A 24,881-nucleotide genomic window follows, 5' to 3' on the forward strand; every position below is an offset into this window, starting at 1 on the left:
ATGATTATCATTCGCAATCAATGATAAGTGTCCAAAGAAGCCATTGTCAACCGAATTGCAATAATTCAAGAGAAGAATAATAACTTTTTCTATAAATGCATTAGATGAATAGGTTGTATGGTGGATCGTTATAAGTCTGTTTTCAAATATACAAATATACATATAGAGCATTGTTCTGTAGAGCTTGCTGACATTTAGCTGACATAAACAGATGCTATAATAAAAAATCAACAAGCCGTGGCGGGGTGAAAAATGATGACCAAAATATTAGTGGTGGAAGACGAATTCGCAATTAGCCAAGTATTGAAGGCTTATTTGCAAAAGGTTGGATATGAAGTTGTACAATGCTTTACGGGTGGTCAGGCAATAGAAGTGTTTACGGAACATCAGCCTGATTTAGTATTATTAGATATTATGTTACCTGAAAAAAACGGCTGGACGATTTTACGAGAAATTCGCAATGAGAGCGCTTGTCCAGTTATTATGCTAACTGCGTTAGGGGATGTAAATTACCGTTTAGAAGGTTTCGATCAAGGTGCAGACGATTATATTCCTAAACCGTTTATAGCTGACGAAGTTGTCGCGCGAGTAAAGGCTGTATTAAGGCGAGCTGAAAACAATCATGAAACAACTTTAAAGAAGCGATTTGGTCAGTTGGAAATTGATATGCAGGCGCATCAAGTGCACCTCAATGGTCAAGAAATTGTGTTAACACCGCGGGATTTATCGGTGCTCTTATTTTTAGCAGAACATCCAAATCAAACATTTACAAGAGATCAGCTCATTGAACAAGTATGGGGCTGGGAATATGACGGCAGTGATCGAGCCGTCGATTTAGCGGTGAAGCGATTACGGAAAGCGCTTATAAACTGGGATGAAGCAGAAGGAGAGATTAAAACATTACGTGGATTGGGGTATCAGTTAAGTGTTCAAAAAAAATAGGCGAATCTCCTTACTCAACTATTGGACGAGACGTTATTTACTTACACTCTTTATAGGGCTAGCCATTATCTCTTTAATTTCCGCTAGCTGGATACGTCACACAGCTTTTGAAAATCGGCTTGATTTAATGAATTTTATAGCGGAAGAAACAGTTTATCGGTTGACGGATACGACTGGTTCAAATGCGCCTACAGACGGCATACCAGGCTTTATCGGTAATCGTGAACGATATAATATGAGAGAAATTGATCCGATTTTATATGTAGTTGATGTAAAAGGCAATGTTCTGACAAGTAATCGACCGATGCCTCCAGGAAGCACTAATAATGTTGCTAACTTATTAGATAATGAAGAAGGAACAAAGAAGATACTAGTCGAAGTCGATAGCAAAAAGACAGTTCAATATGTAGTGAAAAAGAAGATTGAAAAGGATAATAATGTAGTTGGATGGGTGCTTGTGCTAGAGAAAAAGGAAAATTTGACAAAAGTTCAACAAGAATATGGTCAACTTGCCTTACTAATTGGAGCTCTTGCTGTCCTAGGCTGGGGAGCGATCTATTTCTTATCAAAGCGCTTAGTACGTCCAATTAAGCAGGTAGCTGAAGCGGCTAAACAAGTACAAGAAGGCAATTATACATTTGATTTACCTCAAAATAATAAAGAAGAAGAAATTTTCGAGCTTGTCACATCCTTTAAGGAAATGGCCAATAAGCTAGAACAATTAGAGAGAACGCGAACAGAGCTGCTTGCTGGTGTGACGCATGAGCTGAAAACGCCTGTTACGTCCATTAGTGGGCTTTTGCAGGCTGTAAGAGATGGTGTTGTAACTGGTAAGGACGCTAAAGAATTTATTCAAATGGCTTTGCTCGAAACGACGAAAATGAAAACGATGGTTGGAGATTTACTAGCTTTTAATAGTTTTGCAGTAGATGCGATCCCTGTTAAGCTCGTCACAGTGAATGTCAATCATCTTGTGCGAGATGCTGTGGCACAGTGGGAAGTGATGGAGGATGAAGAAAACGTTAAAATACAAGTAAATTATCTTCTGGAGTCAGTAAATGTGCAGGCAGATGTCGTACGTATGCAGCAAATATTCACAAACCTTTTAACAAATGCAAAGCAAGCAATGCAGGAAGGGTTAGTGACGATTACATTAAGGCAAAAACTTGATAGGGTCATTATTGCTGTTAAAGATACAGGGAACGGAATAACTCAAGAAGATCAGGCATTTATTTTCGAACGATTTTATAGAGGGGAAAATAAAAAATACGCTGTTCGAGGACTAGGCTTAGGTTTACCATTAAGTAAAATGATGGCTCAATCAATTGGTGGTGATTTACGTTTAGTTGAAAGTAATCCAACAGGAACATGCTTTGAAATAACCTTATTAAAGGCTACTACGCTGTAACGGCGTGGTGGCTTTTTTTGTGCTGTATGGGAGAGAAGGGGATTTGTGAAGCTAGTATAAAGATTCACAAATGGAAATGTAAAAATTTTTGAAGGAATTGTAAAGCTGACATCTGACTGACACATAAGCACTTTATAGTAAGCAATGTAAACGAGAAAATAAACGAAAGGATGTTATAGAGAATGACTATAAATTCAAGGTTTATCAAGATATTTGCTGTTCCCGTTGCATTAGCAATGCTATTAACTGGATGTGGAGAGAGTACCGATTATGTGGCAACGGTGGACGGTGAGAAGATTCTCCAGACAGAGCTAGATGAGGCATTGCGCAGTCAATATGGCACAGACATGTTAAACACACTCATAGACAATAAAATCATCGAACTCGAGGCAAAAAAAGAAGGCATTACTATATCGGATGACGCCATTAAAGTGGAATATGATGAATTGGTTGAATCGTATGGCGGGGAGGATGCTTTACAAGAAGCACTCGATGCAAATGGTCTAACGAAGGAGAGTGTCAATGATAATATTCGAATGTATCTGATGACGAAGGATGTAATTGCAGCAAGCATTGACATTACAGATGAGGAATTAAAGCAATATTTTGAAGAAAATAAGGATGACTACGGTCAACCAGAACAAGTTGCAGCTAGTCATATTTTTCTTGAGGATGAAGCAACTGCAAAAGAGGTTGAAGCGAAAATAAAAGCTGGTGAGGACTTTGCTGAGCTAGCGAAAGCATATTCAACTGATACAGATACAAGTGAAGACGGCGGTGATTTAGGCTATATTAGCCGAGGGCAGATGGATGAGCAGTTTGAAGAGGCAGCCTTCGCTCTTGAAAAAGATGCCGTTAGCGGGGTAGTACAGTCAGCAGAAGGCTATCACATCATTAAAGTGACTGGTAAAGTGCCAGCAGAAGAAGCCGTATTTGAAGATGTTAAAGATGAAATTTATGAAACAGTATTGGAAACACGTATCAATGAAGAATATACGACTTGGTTAGCTGAAAAACAAGAGCAATACAAAATTGAAAAGAAATAGTAGGAAGGAGAAAATATCATGCCTAAACTGACATCATTTAATCCAAATGGTCGCAAGGAAATTAAACAGGCAATCTCATATCCAGACTACGCACTTTTAAAAAGCAAAATCCAGCATTTGATGCGGCTGGATCACAATGCAGGTCCGGACGGTAAGTATTTAATTCGAAGCACATACTTCGATAATTTTGCTAACAAAGTTTTGAATGAAAAAAAAGAAGGGTTTATTAATCGAGATAAATACCGAGTACGTATTTATGGGAAATCCGCTGCTTTGGTAAATTTAGAGCGTAAAAGTAAGCGTAATAATTTAACGTTTAAAACGAAGTGTGTAATGACACAGACGGAGTACGAAAAAATGCGTACTGGTGAAATTACATGGATGGAAAATGATGATCGTGTTTTAATACGAGAATTATTTCATGAGATGAAATATCACCAAATTAAGCCGACGACGGTTGTCGATTATGAGCGAGAGGCGTACATTTATCCCTTTGGCAATGTACGTGTAACATTCGATAGTAAGGTGCAGTCAAGCCTTCGCAATACAGATATGTTCAGTAAAAATCTGCCTATGGTTGATGTGCTAGAACCGAACCTTGTCATTTTAGAAGTGAAATATGATGAGTACTTGCCAGATATTATTAAATATTTACTACAATCAGTGGATACACGTGCTGAAGCATATTCAAAATACCAGCTTAGCCGTATGCATGTATAAAAAGGAGAAATGAAAAATGGATAATATGAATTTTAGTGATATTTTTAAATCAAATTTTCTAGAGAAAACAACATCATTTTCATTAACAGATTCAATCATTGGACTAGTTGTTGCTTTCTTTGTTGGGCTATTTATTTACGCAGTATATAAGAAAACCTTTAATGGTGTGATTTATTCGCACTCCTTTAATATTTCGTTGCTCATTATGACTATGGCAACATCGCTCGTTATTATGGGTATTAGTTCTAACGTCTTGTTGTCTCTTGGTATGGTAGGTGCATTATCAATTGTTCGTTTCCGTACACCTATTAAGGACCCAATGGATTTAGTGTATATTTTCTGGGCAATAGTGTCAGGTATTCTTTGTGGAGCAGGATTCATTCCACTTGTTATTATTGGCGCAATATTGATTGGTTTAGTTCTACTAGTATTAGTGAATAAAATTACAATTGAAAATCCTTACTTATTAATTGTGAAATTTGAAGAAGATATAGCTTGTGAAGAAGTGGAGCGTATCATTGCTGCACAGTCTAAAAAGTACGCGTTAAAATCAAAATCAATCATACAAAATGATGAAATCGAAACAACATATGAAATTCGCGTGAAGCAAAATGATGCAAAGTTTATGGACAATTTAACAAAAGTACCTGGTGTAAAATCAGCAATTATGCTTAGCTACGATGGTAACTTCACAGCGTAATGAAAGTGAATGATTGTTTTCTAACTACGAGCAAGAGAGGTGCAGTCAATGATTAAAAATCGAATTGTCTATACCAGTATGGCGATTCTCCTCCTACTCTTTGGCGTGATGGTTGCTGTACTTCCAAACTTAGGCATTGAAACGAAAAATACGGAATATTCCTATGAGACGCTTGTGTTCAATAAAAGCAAAGTAACAACTGTTGATATTGAAATACCTCAAGAGGACTGGGAGGACATGCTGGAAAACGCTGCTGATGAGGAGCTAAAGCAGGCCAATATAACAATAAACGGCAAGACAATAGAAAATGTAGCGATTCGTACAAAAGGTAATTTATCGTTACGTTCTGTTGTCAATAGCGACTCCGATCGTTATAGCTTGAAAGTCGATTTTGACTATTATGATGATACGCAAAGCTTATATGGCTTAAAAAAATTAAATTTAAACAATAACTACAGTGATTCAACTTTAATGCGAGAATATCTTTCATATGAGCTCATGGAAAAAATGGGCTTACCGACACCTGCCCATTCCTATATGTATGTTACGGTTAATGGTGAAGAACGTGGCTTATATTTAGGGGTAGAAGCGGTCGATGAAACATTTTTAGCGAATAATTACGGAACCAATGACGGGTTTTTATTTAAACCAGATGGTACAGGTAGTGATTTAAAATATATTAGTGATAATATTGCCGACTACACGGGAATTGGTTTGAAAACAAATGAAGACAATATTGAGGATTCAAAGTTAACTGACATGCTTGATGCCATAAATAATGGCGGAGACATCGAACAATATATTGATGTCGATGAAATGCTACGCTACTTTGCTGTCAATACTGCACTAGTAAATTTAGATAGTTACCAAGGAAATATGAAGCACAACTACTATTTATATGAGAATAATGGCGTGTTTTCTATAATACCGTGGGACTATAATATGTCATTCGGCGGCTTTGGTGCTGGCGGTGGTGGAATGGGCGGCGGCAATCCAGATCAAATGCGGGGAAATGCGAATAATGAATTACCTGCAGAAGGACAGACGGAGGAAAACGCAGACACACCAGCTATGAAGCAACCACAAGAGGGTCAACCAAATGGTGAGCAATCACAAGAAGGTCAGCCAAATGGTGGGCAACCGCAAGAGGGTCAACCAAATGGTGAGCAAGCGCAAGAAGGACAGCCAAATGGTGGGCAACCACAAGAGGGTCAACCAAATGGTGAGCAAGCGCAAGAAGGACAGCCAAACGGCAAGCAAGCGCAAGAAGGACAGTCAAACGACGAGCAGACACAAGATGGGCAGCAAAACGCTAATCGCAATAAAGGGAACTTCGACATGGGCGGTGGTATGTCTAGTAATCTAATGGCAGATAGTGCAATAAACTTTAGCATAACTACACCTGTATCTGGGACAACTCTAGAAGATCGCCCACTTTTAAATGCTTTACTGTCCAATGAAACATATCGCGCTAAGTATGAAAGTTATTTAGAACAACTCGCAACAACTTATTTAACAGAAGATTATATTCAGTCGATTACGAACAACTTAGCGATGCTATTAACAAGCTATGAAGAAGCAGATCCTACAAAGTTTTATACAACAGAGCAGTTTTTAGAAGGTGTGTCAGGGGACAACAGTCTACCTGAATTTGCTAAACAACGTTCTGCATCAATCTTAAAGCAACTGTCAGGTGAATTAGTTGTAGAAACAAGTGCGACTGCTCAAGGTAATATGGGTATGCCAAATGGCGACACAAACAATGAGGCAAATGGAAATCAAATGCAAATGCCTGACGACTTTGATCCGAGTCAATTACCAGAAGACTTTGATCCAAGCCAATTACCAGCAGACTTCGACCCCTCACAAATGCCTGAGGGTGGCATGGGCAATGAGCAAGGTGGAAAAGCTAATGGTGGTCCAATGCAACGTCCAGATGGAATGGGTTTCCCTAACCAAGGCAATGGACAGGCAACTCAAGAAACAGGAATTGATAAAAGCACAGTGCTAACAGCTACCGCAACGTTTTCATTTTTAGTGGCTGCACTCCTCTTTGTTTTTAGATTTAATCGTAGAGGACGTTAAAAATACACCATAGGCAAACATTTTAATATGGTCAGAGTGTCAAAAATGGCATCAAGAGGCTCACTCTTGATGCCATTTTAGTGCCAGGCACTCAAACAATTTGCCGTGCCAGTTTTTACAGTGTGCTGAGGGCAAGTCAACCGTAGTTAAAAGAAAAATGGATTGTAGATAATCTTTTGGATATGGTGTTTGCTTTTTTTCATGCTAAAATAAAGCATTCTTTTTTTCGAGGAGTATCTAAATAAATGAATGAACAACAGTTTGATAAACTTTTGCACATTAATACAATTGGAGAACAATATGGATTTCCTAAACTAGCTCATTACCATCGTTATGAGCCAACTCCCTATGCTGGATTGGAACAATTATTTACACAATATGATTTGCCGGAAAATCCAGTATTTATTGATATGGGCTGTGGAAAAGGAAGGGTCCCTATTTATATTCATCATAAATTTCACACTCCGGCAATTGGAATAGAAATGGACGCAGGCTTTTATGCAGAGGCAGAGCATAATAAGGAGAGCTATTGTCGAAAAAATGGCTCACAAGGTGCCATTTCTTTTGTTCATACTATTGCAGAAAACTACAAAATAAAGCCGTGTGATAATGTTTTTTTCTTTTTTAATCCGTTCTCCATCAATATTTTCCGAACTGTCATTCATAATATATGGGAGTCTTATGAGCAAAATATGCGTGATATTCACATTATTTTATACTACCCACCATATGATTATTTGCAGTTTTTACATCATGGTACACCTTTTGAATTAATACATGAAGTACATCTAGAAAATGAAACAAATATTAATGAACGTCTTTGCGTTTTTGCATTAAAAAAGGCGTAATTTCCATAGTGGGTTGATTTCCGATCGGTGGAAAGCACCACCGCGACGAACATCGATGTTTACAGCAAAAAAGTGTTAGATTGCTTTCAATCTAACACTTTTTTATCTTCTGTCCCAGTAGCTTTTTTTATGGCGTTGTACCGTTTCAATGCACGGGCTCTTGCCGTTTTATGGTCAACGATGGGCAGCGGATAGGTGTCACCTAATGTGATATGAGCCTGCTCTAAGATAGCAGCTGGAGCTGTATGGGGTGCGTTTATATATTTTGATGGTAGGTTTGCTAATTCTGGTACCCATTTTTTTATATATGTACCATCTAAATCAAACTTCTCACCTTGTAAGGAAGGATTGAAGATACGGAAATAAGGTGCGGAATCGATACCCGTGCCGCTTACCCACTGCCAGCCCATCGCATTATTTGCTGCATTAAAGTCCAGTAGCGTATGCTCAAACCATGAATAGCCTTCCTGCCAAGGCTGTAGTAAATGTTTTACTAGAAATGACGCAACAACCATTCTTACTCGATTATGCATATAGCCAGTTTCCCAAAGTTCACGCATACCAGCATCAACTAACGGGTAGCCTGTTTGCCCTTTTTTCCAAGCAACCAGATGAAGAGAATTAGGCTCCCATTCAAAATGCTGAAAATTACTGCGTAAAGAGATGGTAGAAAATGAAGGATAGGACAACAGCTGATAAATTGAAAACTCTCGCCATATTAGTTGTCTTAAAAAACTTTCGACTTGTTGACCGAACGCTGCGTTATCCTCAACTTCTATTAACTCCTGACAAGTAGTCCAAAGAAAACGAATACTAATATTACCCGCTGCAATAAATGGAGACATTTTTGAAATTGTTTCCTTGGTTAGGTAATCTCGCTTGTCCTTGTAGTCATATAAACCTCCCTCTATAAAAAGCTCCCATTGGTCTAATGCGCCATCCATCCCAGGGCGCCAATAATTATGAAACTTGTTATACCAGTTACCATTAAGTAGCTGCAATTGTTCTAATGCTAGAGATGACACGTTCATAGGAAAAGCTTGCATGTTAGCAGGACGTCCAAGTGGCTTACGTGCTAGCTCCTGTAAACAGCGTTTATAAAAGGATGTGAAGATAGCATAAGGCTTGTTTTGCTGATTTCGAATGGAAGTCACGTCAAATAACGTATCACCATAAAACGCTTTTACTTCAATATCATTTGCACGTAATATATTGGCTAAATGTTCATCTTCGGAACGCTCAGTTTCACTAAAACGTTCGTTAAAATAAACAGCATCTGCCTGCGTATCTAATGCCAACTGAAGTACTTGTGAAATGACGTCGCCCTTTTGTAAAATAAGCTGCATGTCGTAGTTACTAAATGTAATTTGGAGATTTTGAAGCGAATAGTACGTCCAAAAATGTTGAGCTGAGTCTTGCTCTGGCAATTGGTCATTTTGAATATAAAGGGGTAAGATGGCACCTGTATTGGCTGCATGCCATAGAGCGGGGTGATCATCTAGACGTAAATCATTGCGGAATAGCACAATTATTTTTTTATTCATATTGAATCATCCTTTTATGGATTTATTTAGATTGAAGCAAGGAGGAGCACATGAAAATACTCATCAATCGTCAAGTAATAATAGCGTCCTTTGTTGCAGGTTGTATATTTGGGGCTTTCTTCAAAGTTGTTGAAAATCTAACAGGCAGCCGTGTATATACATTACTATTAAACGTCGATTATATACCGATTATAAAGAACTTTCGATTTCCTGAAGTAATAGAATTCATTTTTCATCTCATTATATCGTGGTTAATAACAGCCGTATTATGCGCGATTCGCAATAAGTATAAGTGGAATAATTCTAAGTTAATGAGAAATAGTGTATTAATACAAATTTTTATAGGCTGTATGTTGTTCCCTACAACAATTTTCTCAAAACGGACACCGATTATTACTGATTATTTCGCTTTGAGTTGGTGGCTTATTGGTCATGTTGTGTACGGGGCATTGATAGGTATACTCTTAAAAAGAAAAAATAGCTAAGAATTAAAAAGAAAGCAATTTTCGCAAAATGGATGTTAGTTTTATAGTGACAAAAAATTTGCTTAATAGCTTTCTATTAATTTAGTCCTAATTAATAGATAATTCACAAATAACTAATTATACTGAAAAATCACTCTAGACTAAATATAAAGAATGTTTTACAATGTAAAAGGCTTAATTGAATATTATTTTGTTTCAAAAATAGATAGTTATAAATAATTATTTTTGCTATTGAGCATTAGCGAAAGATTGTTTATAATTATCAGAAATATCTAACATTTGAGAATTTTCAGGGGGAATTTAATTATGAGAGAGTACAATAAGCTTAAAAAGTTCGGTTCACTTCTAGTAGCTTCTTCACTACTTGCAGGCGTACTTGCAGGTTGCGGCGCTGGAGACAGTAATACAAGTTCAGGTGGTGGCTCATCATCAGGTGGTGGCTCAAAAGATGGAGATACGATTAAAATCGGTGCAAACTTAGAGCTTTCAGGTAACGTAGCTTCATACGGTTCATCAATTGGCTTAGGTGCAGAATTAGCTGTTAAAGAAATCAATGATGCAGGCGGTATTGATGGCAAGAAGATTGAACTTATTAAAGTAGATAACAAATCAGAAAACTCAGAGGCAACTGCGGCAGCTATTAAACTAGCAACGCAAGATAAAGTAGTAGCGATGCTAGCTCCTGCAACTTCTGGTAATACTGTTGCAACAGTTCAAATCGCAAATGATAACAAAATTCCGATTGTTACTGGTTCAGGTACAGCTCCAAACATTACAGTAAATGACGATGGCAGCATTAATGAATATGCTTTCCGTACTTGTTTCATTGATCCATTCCAAGGGATTGTGGCTGCAAACTTTGCATCAGGTGAACTAGGTGCGAAAAACGTAGCTATCTTTGGAGATAATGCATCTGATTATGCAAAAGGTTTAGCAAAATCATTTAAAGATACAATCTCTAAAAGCGGTGGGAAAGTTGTAAAAGAGGAAGCTTATGTAGCGAAGGATACAGACTTCCGTACACAATTAACGAATATTAAATCAGCGAATCCAGACTTCATCTTTATTCCTGGATACTATGAAGAAGTTGGTCTGATTGTAAAACAGGCGCGTGAAATGGGTATTACAGTTCCACTTATGGGAGCAGACGGTTGGGATTCTCCAACTTTAATTGATTTAGCTGGAGCAGATGCACTGAATAATACGTTCATTACAAACCACTACTCTGCAGAAGACCCAGATCAAAAAATTCAAGACTTTGTAAAATCATTTAAAGCAGCGAATGGCGATAAAGCACCGGATGCATTTAACGCACTTGGCTATGATTCAATTTACTACATTGCAGATGCTATCAAACGTGCAGGCTCTACTGACGGCGAAGCAATTAAAAATGCATTAGCTGAAACAAAAGATCTTTCTTTAGTAACAGGTACTTTCTCAGTTGACGAAAACCATAACCCAATTAAAACAGCAACGGTTCTTGAATTTAAAGACGGTAAACAAGTGTTCAACTCTAAAGTAAATCCTTAATTTTTTTTAAAAAAGCAAGGGGGAGGCGGGCAACCTGCCTTCTCTTTTATTTTTTAACAGACAACTAGACTAATAAAAAAAAGCATAGATTCTAGCATAAGGAATCGGAAATAACTTTTTATGAGGGACACGAGTTTTTCTGCATTCAATTCAACTATGTAGAAATAGGTCCCGTTTTTGCATTCCTCAAAAAAAACAAAGGAGTGAACGCTCATGGAATGGATACAGCAACTTGTGAATGGTGTTTCACTAGGTAGTATCTACGCGTTAATAGCGTTAGGGTATACGATGGTATACGGTATTATTAAGCTTATTAACTTTGCCCACGGTGATGTTTTCATGATTGGGGCATTTATTGGCTTTTACGCAATTGCTAAATGGGAGCTGGGCTTCTTACCAGCATTATTATTAGCAATGGCAGTTTGTGCAATCTTCGGTGTGTTAATCGAACGAATTGCATATAAGCGATTACGAAATGCAACGCGTATTGCGGCTTTAATTACAGCAATCGGTGTGTCGCTATTAATCGAATATACGACAATTTTCTTCAGAGGAGCTCAGCCAGCAGCATACCCTGAAGTTATTAAAAATAGAACATTCGATGTGTTCGGTGTTCAAATAAGCAGTACGTCTATTTTAATTTTATCTGTCGCTATCGTACTGATGATTCTATTACAATTCATCGTACATAAAACTAAAATTGGGAAGGCGATGCGTGCAGTTTCACATGATGCAGATGCAGCACGCCTAATGGGCATTAACGTAGATAATACAATTTCAGCAACATTTGCAATAGGTTCTGCTTTAGCCGGTGCTGCGGGTGTTATCTTCGGTGTGTATTATACGAAAATTGACCCGTTAATGGGTGTTATTCCAGGGGTTAAAGCGTTCATCGCTGCGGTTCTTGGTGGTATTGGTATTATTCCAGGTGCAATGGTTGGCGGTATGCTACTAGGTGTCGTGGAATCAATGGTAAGTGCACTCGGATTCTCTTTATGGCGCGATGCAGCGGCATTTGTCATTTTAATTTTAATTTTGATTTTCAGACCATCGGGTATCTTTGGTAAAAACGCCCGCGAGAAAGTGTAGGTGAGCGGTAATGATGAAGAAGTCTAAAGTTTTCTGGGGCTACGCCGTATTAGCGCTAGTCATCTATGTAGTTATTCAGGCACTTATTACAACAGAAATAATTGACTTGTATTACAAAAATATGTTAATCACAATGTGTATTAACATCATGCTAGCTGTCAGCTTGCACATCGTTATCGGGGTTACTGGCCAATTCTCTATTGGGCATGCTGGTTTCCTTGCAGTTGGTGCTTATATTTCAGCTATTATTACAACAAAACTAATGCTTCCGTTCCCGTTAGCCATTTTATTAGGAGCGCTTGCAGCAGCAGTAGCTGGTTTGATCGTAGGTATTCCAACGCTACGATTAAAAGGGGATTATTTAGCCATTGCAACACTTGGTTTTGCTGAGATTATTCGTATTGTCTTTTTAAATACGGATTATGTTGGTGGGGCAGCAGGGATGCAGGTTAAATATTTATCGAACTGGACATATGCATTCATTGGTGTTGTATTAACTATTTTAGTGATTTCTAACTTTACAAATTCTCGTCATGGACGTGCTTGTATTTCCATTCGAGAAGATGAAATTGCTGCGGATGCGATGGGTATTAATACAACTTACTATAAAGTTGTAGCATTCGCGATTGGATCTTTCTTTGCTGGTCTTGCAGGGGCCATTTTTGCACATAACTTCTACATTATTCAGCCAACAACATTTGGTTTCTTAAAATCATTTGATATTTTAATATACGTCGTTCTTGGTGGGCTAGGAAGTCTTTCAGGTTCTGTTATCGCCGCAGTATTTTTAACGTTGATATCAACATACCTAGCGAACTTCCCAGAAACACGAATGATTATTTACAGCTTAGTATTAATCATTGTAATGCTATATCGTCCGACTGGTTTAATGGGTACAAAAGAAATTACGCACTTATTTAAGTTTGGTAAAAAAGGAGGTACAAAATAATGACTGGAAACCTTCTAATCAAAGTAGAAAATATGGGCATTCAATTCGGTGGTTTAAAGGCGGTACAGGGCGTTAATATGTACCTAAATCAAGGTGAATTAGTCGGTCTAATCGGACCAAATGGTGCAGGTAAAACAACAAGCTTTAACATGCTAACTGGGGTGTATACACCGACTGAAGGAACAATTACTTTTGACGGTTTAAAGATCAATGGCCTTGCACCATATCAAGTAACGCAAAAAGGCATTAGCCGTACGTTCCAAAATATCCGTCTATTTAAAGAATTATCTGTTTTGGATAATGTAAAAGTAGCGAACCATTCACTCGCTAAACATTCAATGTGGTCATCCATTTTCCGTTTACCTAGTCACTTTAAAGGTGAAGAAGCAATGGAACAGCAATCAACAGAATTTTTAAAAATATTCGGCTTAGATATTTATAAGAACGAACTTGCAAAAAATTTACCTTACGGAATGCAACGCCGTCTGGAAATAGCGCGTGCATTAGCTGCCAATCCAAAGCTCTTATTACTGGATGAGCCAGCAGCAGGGATGAACCCACAAGAAACACATGACTTAATGGAGTTAATAGCGTTTATTCGTAAAGAGTTTGGTTTAACGATTCTGCTAATTGAGCACGATATGAGCTTAGTAATGGGAATTTGTGAACGTATTTACGTACTGGATCACGGGCAATTAATCGCTGATGGGACACCAGAGGAAATTCGCAACAATCCAAAGGTAATTGAAGCTTACCTTGGTGAGGAGGTTATCAGCTAATGCTAAAAGTACAAAATATTGATGTATTCTATGGGAATATTCAAGCATTAAAAGGCGTCTCTTTAGAAGTAAACGAGGGAGAAATTGTTACATTAATCGGTGCAAATGGTGCTGGTAAAAGTACATTATTAAAAACCTTGTCAGGCTTGCAAAAACCTAAAGGGGGCATTATCGAATATGAAGGCTTCTCGATTGCAGGTAAGGCTGCGCAAACAATCGTAAAATCAGGTATTTCACATGTTCCTGAAGGTCGCCGTGTATTCGCTAATATGTCAGTAGAGGAAAACCTAGAGCTCGGAGCATATCTTCGTAATGATAAGGCGGGCATAAAGAAAGATATGGATCATGTCTTTGAGTTATTCCCTCGTCTACTGGAGCGTCGTAAACAACAGTCTGGAACATTATCTGGTGGTGAGCAGCAAATGCTTGCAATGGGGCGTGCATTAATGGCAAAACCAAAGCTATTATTAATGGATGAACCATCAATGGGGCTTGCACCACTTATGGTAAAAAATATCTTCAATATTATTGAAAAGGTCAATAAAGAAGGTACAACCGTATTGCTAGTAGAGCAAAATGCCAATATGGCATTATCAGTAGCCGACCGCGCATATGTACTTGAAACAGGACGTATTGTGTTATCGGGAACTGCAAAAGAACTGCAAGAGAGTGAACAAGTAAAAGCAGCTTATTTAGGCGGCTTGTAATAAAGGGGGTGTCTCGGATTTATTCGGGATACCTCTTTTTATGATGGGATGGTAGATGGAAGTAGCGTTTGACCTTTACTTTTTGGTAAGGTGGAAAAAAGGAGTGAAGTTAGATGCAATATTCTGCACAATATTTTATTGAAAAATTAGCGTTAGATCAACATCCCGAGGGAGGATACTATATTTCTTCGTTTCGATCAACAGAGGAGATAGCTGTAAGAGATGTAACAAGACCAATTTATACAAGCATTTATTTTTTATTACAATCTCAGGATATTTCCCATTTGCATCGTTTAAAATCAGATGAACTTTGGTATTATCATGCTGGTAGCCCATTAACTGTGCATATGATTTACCCTGATGGTACATATGAGGGGAAAAAGTTAGGGTTAAATTTAGAAGCGGGTGAGGTTCCTCAAGTGGCAGTGCCAAAAGGTACGATTTTTGGATCTTCCGTTGATGATGTAAATACATTTAGTTTAGTAGGCTGTATGGTAGCACCAGGGTTTGATTTTGAGGACTTTGAGCTATTTACACAAGGTGAACTTTTAGCTGATTATCCGCAACATGAGACAGTTATTCGTAAAATGGCATACGAAACGATTGAATAGCAATAGCAGAAGTGGCAGATTGCATGCAATTAATCTACCACTTTTTTGCTATGCCATTGTTGTCCGCTACGGCGGTTGCTTTCCGCGGGCACACCGTAAGCCGCAACCCTCGCTTGCGCGCGGATTGTTGCGTCTTACGCTGCGTGCGTTCCCGCAGGGGTCACCGCCTCCGCTACCAACAACTCGTATATGTTTAGTATCTGGCACCTACCCACCGTTAAAATGAAGAAATAGTAGCATCTACCATAAAATTTTTTCAGGGTAGTTTGCGTTGATTGGGATTTCGTGTAGTGCTTTTTTTGTCGTACTGGCGACTTCGATTAGCTTGGATTTTAGAGCGGTGTATTCCTCATCCTCGAGCATTAAGCGAAGAGCAAAGGACGCTAATTGCGCTTTACGTGCTTGCGTATGCAATTGTATGTATTCCAAATTTAGTACGTCTACATATTGCGTGGCATAACGGAAAGTTAATGGACTCTTTGTATGAAGCATCCTTAAAAATACTAAGTATTGCTCTTCAGTAAGCTCCTGCTCTAAGCAGTCAGCAACCGCTGCTTGGAATTTGCGAATTGTGGCAACTTGACCATTCCAAGCAGAAGAATCGATTAGCTCCTGATGTAAGCGAATAAAATCATTTAAAGCAATTGCAGTGAAAAGAAGCTCCGGCCATAAAACCTCCGCCCCGTAATAGACATTTTTATTTGGAAAAATAATTTCATGTCGAGAAAGTATACTTTTGTTAAGCCCATTACTCACAAATTCTAGCTGATGCTCACCCTGCATTGCTTGACGGAGATTATGACAAAGACCGAGGATGCGAAGACGTGCACCTTGGTAATCATAATATTTGTTTTCATCTCCAGTTACTTTATAAATGGCGTGAATGAGTGCATCTAAATCCCAAAAATCACCGCTTATCCGTACACCTGTAAGCTGTTCAGTACTTTGAATGGAAAGCATCTCTCTATCCCCTCCAATTGCTTTATTTTGCTGTGTAATTAAGTAATTTGAATAATTCTGTTCGCTCCTTATCAGTTAAATCGCGCCATTGTCCAACCTTTAAATTTCCAAGCTTAATGTTCATAATACGTATGCGTTGTAATCGTTTAACGGAATAGTCTAATGCTGAACACATACGGCGAATTTGTCGATTTAAGCCTTGTTCTAAAATAATTTTAAACACTTTATCTGAGATTTTTTCAACACGGCAAGGCAATGTCGTCGTATCTAAAATATCAACTCCAGCGCCCATTTGTTTTATGAATTGATCTGTAATAGGCTTATCTACTTGTACAATATATTCTTTTTCATGATGGTTTTCAGCACGTAAAATTTTGTTAACAATATCGCCATCATTTGTTAGTAATAATAATCCCTCTGATTCTTTATCCAGTCGTCCGATATGGAAAATGCGCAAAGGATGATTAATAAAATCCACGACATTTCCTTTGATATGGCTCTCTGTCGTACTTGTAATACCAACTGGTTTGTTTAAGACAATATAAACGAGTTGTTCTTCTTTTTTTACCTCTTTTCCTTCCACACAAACAATATCGCCAGTCTCTACTTGGCTGCCGACAGTAGCAAGAACACCATTAATGGTTACTTTACCTTCTTCGACCCATTTATCAGCACCGCGACGAGATACGATGCCTGTTTCACTTAAGTATTTGTTAATTCTCATATTGTTCTCCTATACATTTCATATTAGCTTAAGTATACCCTATCGTTGTAAATACCGTGAATTCTAGAAGCTTTTCTATTAAAAATAAATATTATAAAAATTTATTTTAAAAAGTTGAAATAAACATTAATTTCTGACAATATAGTGGGTAAGAGAGTCTCTATGAAAATATCGTTATTTCGATATAAAATTACGATTTTTCTAGATATTTTCTCATTATTTTGTGTAAAGGGGAGAAGTAAAATGGTTTATGCATTTCCAAACACTGAAGGATCGGTAGTTCAATTCAAAGAGAAATATGATAATTACATTGGTGGAGAATGGACACCCCCAGTGAAAGGTCAATACTTCGATAATGTTACTCCTGTTACTGGACAAGTTTTTACACAAGCAGCACGTTCCTCTGCTGAGGATATCGAACTTGCACTTGATGCAGCACATGCAGCAAAAGATGCATGGGGACAAACATCCGCTACAGAGCGTGCTAACATTTTACTTAAAATTGCGGACCGTATTGAACAAAACTTAGAAAAGTTAGCCGTTGCCGAAACATGGGATAATGGTAAAGCGGTTCGTGAAACATTAAATGCAGATATTCCTCTAGCAATTGATCATTTCCGTTATTTTGCAGGTGCTTTACGTGCACAAGAAGGCGCCCTAAGTCAAATTGATAATGATACAGTTGCTTATCATTTCCATGAGCCAATTGGGGTAGTCGGTCAAATTATTCCTTGGAACTTCCCAATATTAATGGCTGTTTGGAAACTAGCTCCTGCTCTTGCTGCTGGTAACTGTGTTGTATTAAAACCAGCTGAGCAAACACCAGTTTCGATTATGGTGCTAGTGGAGTTAATTGGTGATTTATTGCCACCAGGCGTACTAAATGTTGTGAACGGTTTCGGCTTAGAAGCTGGAAAACCGCTTGCATCTAACCCACGTATCGGCAAAATTGCCTTTACTGGTGAAACTACAACTGGCCGTTTAATTATGCAATATGCGTCACAAAACCTTATTCCAGTTACATTAGAATTGGGCGGAAAGTCTCCGAATATTTTCTTCGAAGATATTATGGATGAAGATGATGCCTTTTTAGATAAAGCAGTAGAAGGCTTTGTATTATTCGCCCTTAACCAAGGTGAGGTATGTACATGCCCTTCACGAGCGTTAATTCAAGAATCCATTTATGATAAGTTCATGGAACGCGTTATACAACGTGTCGAAGCTATTCAAGTTGGAAATCCACTTGATCCTAACACGATGATGGGCGCACAAGCTTCAAGTGAGCAGATGGAGAAAATTCTGTCTTATTTAGATATTGGTAAGCAAGAAGGCGCAGAATGTTTAATTGGTGGCGAGAAAAATAATGTAGGTGAAGGCTTTGAAAATGGCTACTACGTTAAACCAACTGTCTTTAAAGGACATAATAAAATGCGTATATTCCAAGAAGAAATTTTTGGTCCAGTTGTTGCAGTAACAACATTTAAAACAAAAGAAGAGGCATTAGAAATTGCTAACGATACATTATATGGACTAGGCTCTGGTATTTGGACACGTGATATGAATACAGCATATCGCTTCGGTCGTGGTATTCAGGCGGGGCGTGTTTGGACAAACTGCTACCATGCATATCCAGCACATGCAGCGTTCGGCGGCTATAAAATGTCAGGTATTGGCCGTGAGACGCACAAAATGATGTTATCGCATTACCAACAAACGAAAAACTTATTGGTGAGCTATAACGAAAATAAACTTGGTTTCTTCTAAACAGTGAGGAGGTGCTAAAGCGTGGTTGAACGTGTTTTAGCAACGGAAGAAGCGCTGGCACTAATTGAATTGTTGAAGGAAAAGCATGGACCGGTTATGTTTCATCAATCAGGTGGATGCTGCGATGGCTCGTCTCCGATGTGTTATCCTGATGGGGACTTACTATTAGGTGATCAGGATGTATGCTTAGGGAAGATTGGGGACACACCATTTTATATGCACAAAAACCAGTATGATTATTGGAAACATACGCAAATTATTTTAGACGTAGTTGATGGGAGAGGCGGTATGTTCTCTCTTGAAGGCGTAGAAGGTAAACGTTTTTTAACAAGGTCTAGAGCATTTTCTACAGAGGAACTAAAAGAGTTAGGTTTAATTAAATAGTTTAATGACAGCGGCAAAAGCTTTTTTGTCGCTGTTTTTTTATGCTAATTTTTCTGGAAAAGTAGTTGTAGGTTTACGTTATTTGGGGAGTTTCGCAATAATAAATAACGTTGTAATCGTTCTTGTAGGGTCTGGGTTAATAGTAATTTTCTGATTGTCCGTTCAATCATAATATAGCCCCCGTTCATCTTTGTTTATATTAATTAAACCATATAATACCTATTTACAAACATTAAATTATGTTTACTTTTTATGTTAATTATTACAAAATGATTGAATCTTTTCGACAGAATGTTACGTAAATAGTGAAAAAGAGTGTGTTGAAGATGGATATTGTTATAATTGAAAACCAATTTTCACAAACTGTGGAGGCAGTTTCGAAAGTTGCAGGCTGGACAGTGGATCGGAAAATTATATTAGCTATTGCCAGCACATATGTTGCCTCGGATAAAGTGTTTGATTCGGAAAAATATAAAGATGTTGTAGAAGAAATGAAAAAACAAACTTCGTGGATGTCGCCATTGCGAACATCGATAGGGTAGCAAATATGATGGAGCAAGATGGTACGGAGCAAGCAGTAAATACGCTATTGAAAAACGAAAAGATATAATGGAGGAATGCCAACTTATCCAGATTGTTATCACATTATTGAAGAAATGAAGGATCGTCATCCAATTACGTGTCTTACATGATAACTCTTTAATTGGGTACCTAATGAACAGATTATAACCCAATTTAGTCATGAAAAATAAGTGAAGTAAAAGTAGTTAGAACTAACCTGATGTTAAAGCTAAGCAAGGTTGGAGTGTGAAATAATTAAATATGAATAAATTATTATTGAATACTACAAATAACGAAGAATTAGAAAAACTACTACTCATAAATGTAATAGGTTTAATTGAGGCTTTAAAAAAAGATTTATTAACAATCGAAGAAACTGAAAAAGTTTTATTTAACCCATATACTATGGATTTATTACAGTCTAAAGGAATTTCAAAAGAAATATTAGAAATTATTCACTTAGGCACTGAATTAGAAGATATAGTGAGTCTAATGTCTGAAAAATTATTTGAAAGTTTAAGCGAAATTGAATATGAAAGTATTGCTCAATTAGAACAAAGAAAAGCATATAAATTTCGAAATAAAGTTATTGAATCAATAAATTGATTCATTTGATTTTAAGTAGTAGTAGAAAGAGGACAATTGGTACTTCTCTAGAGCAGCTCGTTTTATCATGCTAAACGAGCTGCTTTTTCTATACTGTGTTATACAAAGATTAATTTTTCAAATGATTAAAGGTCAACTTCAGAAAATTGTTGATTTATATCATGAATTAAAGGGAATGAAATTGTTGAAGTGGCATCGGGAATTTGTATTGTTTATGGCTGTACAAATCGCTATTTATGATATGGCAAAAGTACAACAATCACTGTCAATGGCTATTATGTCTTCTATTGAATTACTAATCCAAGCACAGCAGGCAGTGATGATATCCGCAGTTACAGCAGCCGCAGTAGCGTCAAATTCGAGCACTTCATGATAAACTAAAGAAGAACAGATTATTTGGAGGTGTATTTGAAGATGAACGAAACAAAGCTTTGGATAAATGGACAGTGGCAAGATGCTAAGGAAACTTATGAATTAACGTCACCTTATAACGGTGAGGTAATTGCAAAGGTTGCAAAGGCATCTGTTTCAGATGTTGAACAAGCCATAGAAGGTGCCCAAGATGCATTTCTTTCATTTAAAAAAACAACCGCCTACGAACGTGCCGAAATATTATATAAAGTAGTCGACATTATGCGACGTCGAAAAGACGAATTGGCGGAAATTTTAGCGCAAGAAGCGGGCAAACCTATATCAGCAGGTTTACCTGAAATTGAACGTACAATAGCGACGTATCAGTTTGCAGCCGAAGGAGCTAAGCAGGTGAAAGGTGAAACGGTACCGATGGATGCCGCGCCAGGAGCTGGTGATCGAATTGGCTGGACAAAGCGTGAGCCATTAGGCGTTATTTCTGCAATTACTCCGTTTAATTTTCCTTTTAATTTAGTCGCACATAAATTGGGACCTGCCTTTGCAGTTGGAAATACAGTCGTGTTAAAGCCGGCAACACAAACACCACTTAGTGCAATTGTGATGGCGGAAATATTTAAGGAAGCTGGACTACCAGATGGTGCATTACAAATCGTTACAGGTAGTGGTGGCGAACTAAGTGATACACTCGTAACGCATCCATTCGTGAAAAAGGTGACCTTTACCGGAAGTGGTAAGGTTGGTTTAGGTATTAAAGAAAAAGTAGGTTTGCGGAAAGTAACATTAGAGCTAGGCTCAAATGCAGCAGTTATAGTTGAGCCATCGACACCTATTGATAAAATTATTGCGCGTTGTGTTAGCGGAGCATTTAGCTTTGCTGGACAAGTATGTATTTCTTTACAACGTATTTATGTACATTCCTCAATTATAGATGCGTTTACAAAGGAATTTGTAGCGCAAACAGAAAAACTTGTTGTTGGTGATCCGCTAGACAAAAATACAGATGTCAGTGCAATGATCAACCCAAATGAGGTTAGCCGAATTCGTGAATGGATTGAAGAGGCAAAAACTCAAGGTGCTGTAGTTGCGACGGGTGGAACGTTTACAGAACGTACATTAACGCCAACAGTTATGACAAATGTAACTGCTGATATGAAGGTTGTTTGTCAGGAAACATTCGCACCAATCGTCTCAATTGTTTCATATGAAACATTAGACGACGCAATTCGACTAGTGAATGAGTCGGAACTTGGCTTAAATGCAGGAATTTTTACGAATGTATTACCAGATGCATTGTATGCTGCTGATGAATTGCAAGCAGGTGCTGTTATTATAAATGATATTCCAACATTCCGAGTTGATAATATGCCTTATGGCGGCATAAAAATGAGTGGCTATGGTCGAGAAGGTATTAAATGGGCGATTGAAGAAATGACCGATATGAAGTTTATTACGATGAAAAAATCCTTCTAAATTTGCATCAATTCTTTTTCTACGATACGATGACGAAAGAATAATACATGAAGGGAAGTTACAAGAACTATGACAACCAATGCTGTACCAATGAGCCAATCGCGTACACTTCAGACGCGTCTTGTGTTACCACCGGATACTAATAATCATAATTCCATTTTTGGTGGAAGAGTGTTAGCTTATATTGATGAAATTGCTGCAATTACAGCGATGAAGCATGCAAAAGGACATGTTGTAACAGCCTCCATTGATTCTGTTGATTTTTTATCAGCAGCACATGTAGGTGATATTCTTGAAATTGAAAGTATTGTTTCATCCACAGGGCATTCATCTATGGAAGTCTATGTCCGCGTTATTTCTCGTAATATTGAAACAGGCGAAGAAAAGTTAACAACCGAATCATTTGTAACGATGGTTGCAGTGGATGATAGTGGGAAACCAAAGGCCATTCCTGCAATTTTCCCAGAAACGGATGCGGAAAAACGACTGTTTGAAACAGGCCCTGCTCGACGAGAGCATCGCAAGCAAAAACGTGCGTTGGCACATTAAATAAACAAAAAGGAAATTGACACGATGCAGTCAATTTCCTTTTTTATTTGTGTTAAATATTTAATTCATTTACAACATTAATTAATGAGTCTGACGAAGAGGAAACGAGTGTAGCTCCCTGTGATAGCTCTGTAATTAAAGTAGAAATTGCTGAAATATCCCTTGCTGTGTTTACATATTGCTGTTGAATGCCTGATACAGCATCCGCAATATCATTGAATGATTCAGATAAACTTGTTTGTGTATCAACGCTATGTTGGATTTTCTGGTCAACATTGACGACAGAACTTGCCATTGTTGAAATATTACTTTCTGTTTCTTTAATAAGGTGTGACACATTTTGTACCGCATTTTTTGTTTCTTCTGCAAGCTTGCGGACTTCCTCTGCTACGACAGCAAAGCCTTTACCATGTTCCCCAGCACGAGCAGCTTCAATTGAAGCATTGAGTGCTAATAAATTAGTTTGGTCAGCGATGCCTGTGACAAGCCCGACAATTTCAGAGATTTTTTGCGAAGATGTACGTAACTGGTTCATCGTCACTTCAAGGCCATTAACACTTTGCAAAATAACGTGGATTAATTCATTTTGCTCTTGTAATTGCTGCTGCCCCCGTTTAGATTTGTCCTGCGTATCTGCAACGAAGTTTAAACCTTGTTTAGTTGCTACTGCAATATCATCCGTTTGCGAAGATATAACTAAAAGGGAAGCGGCTGTTTCCTCACTTATCGCATTTAACTCCTCAGCGGTACTTTGAATCGTAGTTACAAGTGCATGCTTTGTTTGATCTGCCACACTACGAATACGTTCTTCTTCTTTTTCGTATGCTTCGATAACGAGCTGCTGTTCGAAGTTAATGATTTTGCAGAAAGCATTGATGGCACGTATAGCATCATGCTTTGAAATATCTAAATCATTCGCAAAGCTTGTAAAAGTCGAAGTTAATGATTGGAATGAAGCGATATACCATTTTGATTGGAGTCCAATTCGAACATGTGTCTCAGCGATTGCTTTTCTTTCTTTAATGTACTCGTCATTAATGTGACTCTCGAAAATATCGCTTAAATGCTTATGTAAAGTCACCTTTAAACGTTCAATTTGTGATGTTCTGTTAATAATATCTAATAAGTTTTGACTTAAGCTAATCGCTGCATAAAATTGATCGACCATTTCAGGAATGACATTTTTCACTAAAGGTTGTAATTGTTTAATAATAGCTAAATCTTCAGTTGTTAAGTCTAATAACTGTAATTGTTTTTGTAGTTTAGGATAGTTTGAAACATCTAATTGTACGTGTTGCTTAAACTCCTCGGGTGTTAATGTAATTGAATAACCATAATTGTTCTTCTTTGTAAACCAACTCATTGTGTCTGCTCCATTCTTTATAAATCCATATTAATGATAATAATTGAAGACTCATTGTATATATATTGTTAGGTTTGTAAATTTGGTGAATATATGGTATTAAATCTATTCTACTATTTTTTGTAGTATATTTGGTTAAAAATTTCCGATATTTCTATATTTTTTTATTATTTTTTTATTTATAAGGCTGACGTTTGTCGGATTACCTGCTACATACTAATTTTTTGTAGAAATAGCGCAATTTGAATTTCATTTAGGAAACATGTAAAATACGAACTGTTTGGATTTACAAATAAATGCATGTGAGAGAAAAATAGTATTGAGGAGGTATTACATGGAGAAGAAACGTTTTAAGTTTGTAATTCCTGTGATGGTAATTGTAGCAATTGGATCTGTTTATATGTTAACCAAATATTATGCAGATGTACCTGACCTAAACCAACTATTGATAACAATTTGTGCAACGATAGTATCGGGCGTGCTAGCATACTTTTTATTCCCGCAACAAGGTGAAAATAAAGTGGATGATCGAGGTCCATATTAAATAATTTTGGAGACATCTATGTCCCTAATTTTTTATAAGTTAAAAATCCGCGACTGCCTTCTGTGGGCAAAGTATGAGTAGGGCTTTTTGCCAATGCATTTAGCTAATACTCATGCCCTATTTCTCCTCAGAAGTGTGCGC

At 37.6% G+C, this 24,881-nt stretch carries 26 protein-coding genes; 22 read left to right on the top strand and 4 right to left on the bottom strand.

All coding sequences use genetic code 11. The annotated features are described in order from the left end of the window. Positions 1 to 255 precede the first annotated feature (255 nt). From NSQ74_RS04165 to NSQ74_RS04195, 7 genes are all read left to right on the top strand, one after another. Positions 256 to 942 carry a response regulator transcription factor gene (locus tag NSQ74_RS04165; RefSeq protein WP_340826394.1) on the top strand — a complete coding sequence of 229 codons (687 nt, stop codon included), beginning with the start codon at positions 256 to 258 and terminating at the stop codon, positions 940 to 942. Beyond that, positions 926 to 2,350, top strand: a complete 1,425-nt coding sequence (locus tag NSQ74_RS04170; protein ID WP_340821681.1) for a sensor histidine kinase — start codon at positions 926 to 928, stop codon at positions 2,348 to 2,350. Before NSQ74_RS04165 ends, NSQ74_RS04170 begins: the two co-directional genes overlap by 17 nt. 182 nt (positions 2,351 to 2,532) lie before the next feature. After that, positions 2,533 to 3,396, top strand: a complete 864-nt coding sequence (locus tag NSQ74_RS04175) for a peptidyl-prolyl cis-trans isomerase (RefSeq protein ID WP_340821683.1) — start codon at positions 2,533 to 2,535, stop codon at positions 3,394 to 3,396. Positions 3,397 to 3,414: 18 nt separating this feature from the next. After that, on the top strand, positions 3,415 to 4,116 hold the full coding sequence (locus tag NSQ74_RS04180) for a polyphosphate polymerase domain-containing protein (RefSeq protein WP_340821685.1): 702 nt from the start codon (positions 3,415 to 3,417) through the stop codon (positions 4,114 to 4,116). 16 nt (positions 4,117 to 4,132) lie between these two features. After that, positions 4,133 to 4,816 carry a DUF4956 domain-containing protein gene (locus tag NSQ74_RS04185; protein WP_340821687.1) on the top strand — a complete coding sequence of 228 codons (684 nt, stop codon included), beginning with the start codon at positions 4,133 to 4,135 and terminating at the stop codon, positions 4,814 to 4,816. 48 nt (positions 4,817 to 4,864) lie between these two features. Continuing rightward, the gene (locus NSQ74_RS04190) at positions 4,865 to 6,901 is read left to right on the top strand and encodes a CotH kinase family protein (protein ID WP_340821689.1); all 2,037 of its coding nucleotides are present in this window, start codon (positions 4,865 to 4,867) and stop codon (positions 6,899 to 6,901) included. A 245-nt stretch (positions 6,902 to 7,146) separates the two neighbouring features. Then, the gene (locus NSQ74_RS04195; protein ID WP_340821690.1) at positions 7,147 to 7,749 is read left to right on the top strand and encodes a class I SAM-dependent methyltransferase; all 603 of its coding nucleotides are present in this window, start codon (positions 7,147 to 7,149) and stop codon (positions 7,747 to 7,749) included. Positions 7,750 to 7,835: 86 nt separating this feature from the next. On the opposite strand, the gene NSQ74_RS04200 is transcribed toward NSQ74_RS04195, so the two are convergent. Then, the gene (locus tag NSQ74_RS04200) at positions 7,836 to 9,293 is read right to left on the bottom strand and encodes a cryptochrome/photolyase family protein (RefSeq protein WP_340821691.1); all 1,458 of its coding nucleotides are present in this window, start codon (positions 9,291 to 9,293) and stop codon (positions 7,836 to 7,838) included. A 50-nt stretch (positions 9,294 to 9,343) separates the two neighbouring features. Between NSQ74_RS04200 and NSQ74_RS04205 the strand changes: the two genes are divergently transcribed. From NSQ74_RS04205 to NSQ74_RS04235, 7 genes are all read left to right on the top strand, one after another. Beyond that, positions 9,344 to 9,778 (top strand): hypothetical protein, encoded by a 435-nt coding sequence (locus NSQ74_RS04205; protein WP_340821692.1) that lies wholly within the window; start codon positions 9,344 to 9,346, stop codon positions 9,776 to 9,778. 306 nt (positions 9,779 to 10,084) lie between these two features. Next, entirely contained in the window at positions 10,085 to 11,308 is a 1,224-nt protein-coding gene (locus NSQ74_RS04210; RefSeq protein WP_340821695.1) for an ABC transporter substrate-binding protein, read from the top strand. Between the two features lie 213 nt (positions 11,309 to 11,521). Next, entirely contained in the window at positions 11,522 to 12,397 is an 876-nt protein-coding gene (locus NSQ74_RS04215; RefSeq protein WP_340821697.1) for a branched-chain amino acid ABC transporter permease, read from the top strand. Between the two features lie 13 nt (positions 12,398 to 12,410). Continuing rightward, positions 12,411 to 13,346 (top strand): branched-chain amino acid ABC transporter permease, encoded by a 936-nt coding sequence (locus NSQ74_RS04220; protein WP_340826395.1) that lies wholly within the window; start codon positions 12,411 to 12,413, stop codon positions 13,344 to 13,346. Next, on the top strand, positions 13,346 to 14,125 hold the full coding sequence (locus tag NSQ74_RS04225; protein WP_340821698.1) for an ABC transporter ATP-binding protein: 780 nt from the start codon (positions 13,346 to 13,348) through the stop codon (positions 14,123 to 14,125). The genes NSQ74_RS04220 and NSQ74_RS04225 overlap by 1 nt, the downstream gene beginning before the upstream one ends. Further along, positions 14,125 to 14,832: an ABC transporter ATP-binding protein gene (locus NSQ74_RS04230; RefSeq protein ID WP_139859965.1), complete on the top strand. Its 708-nt coding sequence runs from the start codon at positions 14,125 to 14,127 to the stop codon at positions 14,830 to 14,832. Before NSQ74_RS04225 ends, NSQ74_RS04230 begins: the two co-directional genes overlap by 1 nt. Positions 14,833 to 14,945: 113 nt before the next feature. Next, positions 14,946 to 15,443 carry a cupin domain-containing protein gene (locus NSQ74_RS04235; RefSeq protein ID WP_340821699.1) on the top strand — a complete coding sequence of 166 codons (498 nt, stop codon included), beginning with the start codon at positions 14,946 to 14,948 and terminating at the stop codon, positions 15,441 to 15,443. Between the two features lie 240 nt (positions 15,444 to 15,683). On the opposite strand, the gene NSQ74_RS04240 is transcribed toward NSQ74_RS04235, so the two are convergent. Together NSQ74_RS04240 and rluF are read right to left on the bottom strand one after the other, a co-directional pair. Next, positions 15,684 to 16,403, bottom strand: a complete 720-nt coding sequence (locus NSQ74_RS04240) for a DUF6904 family protein (protein WP_340821700.1) — start codon at positions 16,401 to 16,403, stop codon at positions 15,684 to 15,686. A 22-nt stretch (positions 16,404 to 16,425) separates the two neighbouring features. Then, complete coding sequence (gene rluF, locus NSQ74_RS04245) at positions 16,426 to 17,127, bottom strand: 23S rRNA pseudouridine(2604) synthase RluF (RefSeq protein ID WP_340821701.1); 702 nt, start codon at positions 17,125 to 17,127, stop codon at positions 16,426 to 16,428. A 243-nt stretch (positions 17,128 to 17,370) separates the two neighbouring features. Here rluF and adh point away from each other — a divergent pair, with 243 nt between their 5' ends. From adh to NSQ74_RS04280, 7 genes are all read left to right on the top strand, one after another. Beyond that, entirely contained in the window at positions 17,371 to 18,891 is a 1,521-nt protein-coding gene (adh, locus tag NSQ74_RS04250; RefSeq protein WP_340821702.1) for an aldehyde dehydrogenase, read from the top strand. A gap of 21 nt (positions 18,892 to 18,912) precedes the next feature. Beyond that, positions 18,913 to 19,275, top strand: coding sequence for a DUF779 domain-containing protein (locus NSQ74_RS04255; protein WP_340821704.1), 363 nt, complete (start codon positions 18,913 to 18,915; stop codon positions 19,273 to 19,275). 326 nt (positions 19,276 to 19,601) lie between these two features. Beyond that, positions 19,602 to 19,817: a DUF4003 family protein gene (locus NSQ74_RS04260; RefSeq protein WP_340821705.1), complete on the top strand. Its 216-nt coding sequence runs from the start codon at positions 19,602 to 19,604 to the stop codon at positions 19,815 to 19,817. Between the two features lie 280 nt (positions 19,818 to 20,097). Continuing rightward, positions 20,098 to 20,442 (top strand): DUF3969 family protein, encoded by a 345-nt coding sequence (locus NSQ74_RS04265; RefSeq protein ID WP_340821707.1) that lies wholly within the window; start codon positions 20,098 to 20,100, stop codon positions 20,440 to 20,442. Between the two features lie 121 nt (positions 20,443 to 20,563). Further along, entirely contained in the window at positions 20,564 to 20,815 is a 252-nt protein-coding gene (locus NSQ74_RS04270) for a hypothetical protein (protein ID WP_340821709.1), read from the top strand. A 41-nt stretch (positions 20,816 to 20,856) separates the two neighbouring features. Further along, the gene (locus NSQ74_RS04275; protein WP_340821710.1) at positions 20,857 to 22,284 is read left to right on the top strand and encodes an aldehyde dehydrogenase family protein; all 1,428 of its coding nucleotides are present in this window, start codon (positions 20,857 to 20,859) and stop codon (positions 22,282 to 22,284) included. A 69-nt stretch (positions 22,285 to 22,353) separates the two neighbouring features. Then, positions 22,354 to 22,833, top strand: coding sequence for an acyl-CoA thioesterase (locus NSQ74_RS04280; RefSeq protein ID WP_340821712.1), 480 nt, complete (start codon positions 22,354 to 22,356; stop codon positions 22,831 to 22,833). A 52-nt stretch (positions 22,834 to 22,885) separates the two neighbouring features. Here NSQ74_RS04280 and NSQ74_RS04285 read toward each other — a convergent pair whose 3' ends face one another. Then, complete coding sequence (locus NSQ74_RS04285; protein WP_340821715.1) at positions 22,886 to 24,196, bottom strand: globin-coupled sensor protein; 1,311 nt, start codon at positions 24,194 to 24,196, stop codon at positions 22,886 to 22,888. Between the two features lie 334 nt (positions 24,197 to 24,530). Here NSQ74_RS04285 and NSQ74_RS04290 point away from each other — a divergent pair, with 334 nt between their 5' ends. Then, positions 24,531 to 24,740, top strand: coding sequence for a hypothetical protein (locus tag NSQ74_RS04290; RefSeq protein WP_139860492.1), 210 nt, complete (start codon positions 24,531 to 24,533; stop codon positions 24,738 to 24,740). Positions 24,741 to 24,881: the final 141 nt, after the last annotated feature.

Source organism: Lysinibacillus sp. FSL W8-0992, assembly GCF_038008685.1.
GTDB lineage: Bacteria > Bacillota > Bacilli > Bacillales_A > Planococcaceae > Lysinibacillus.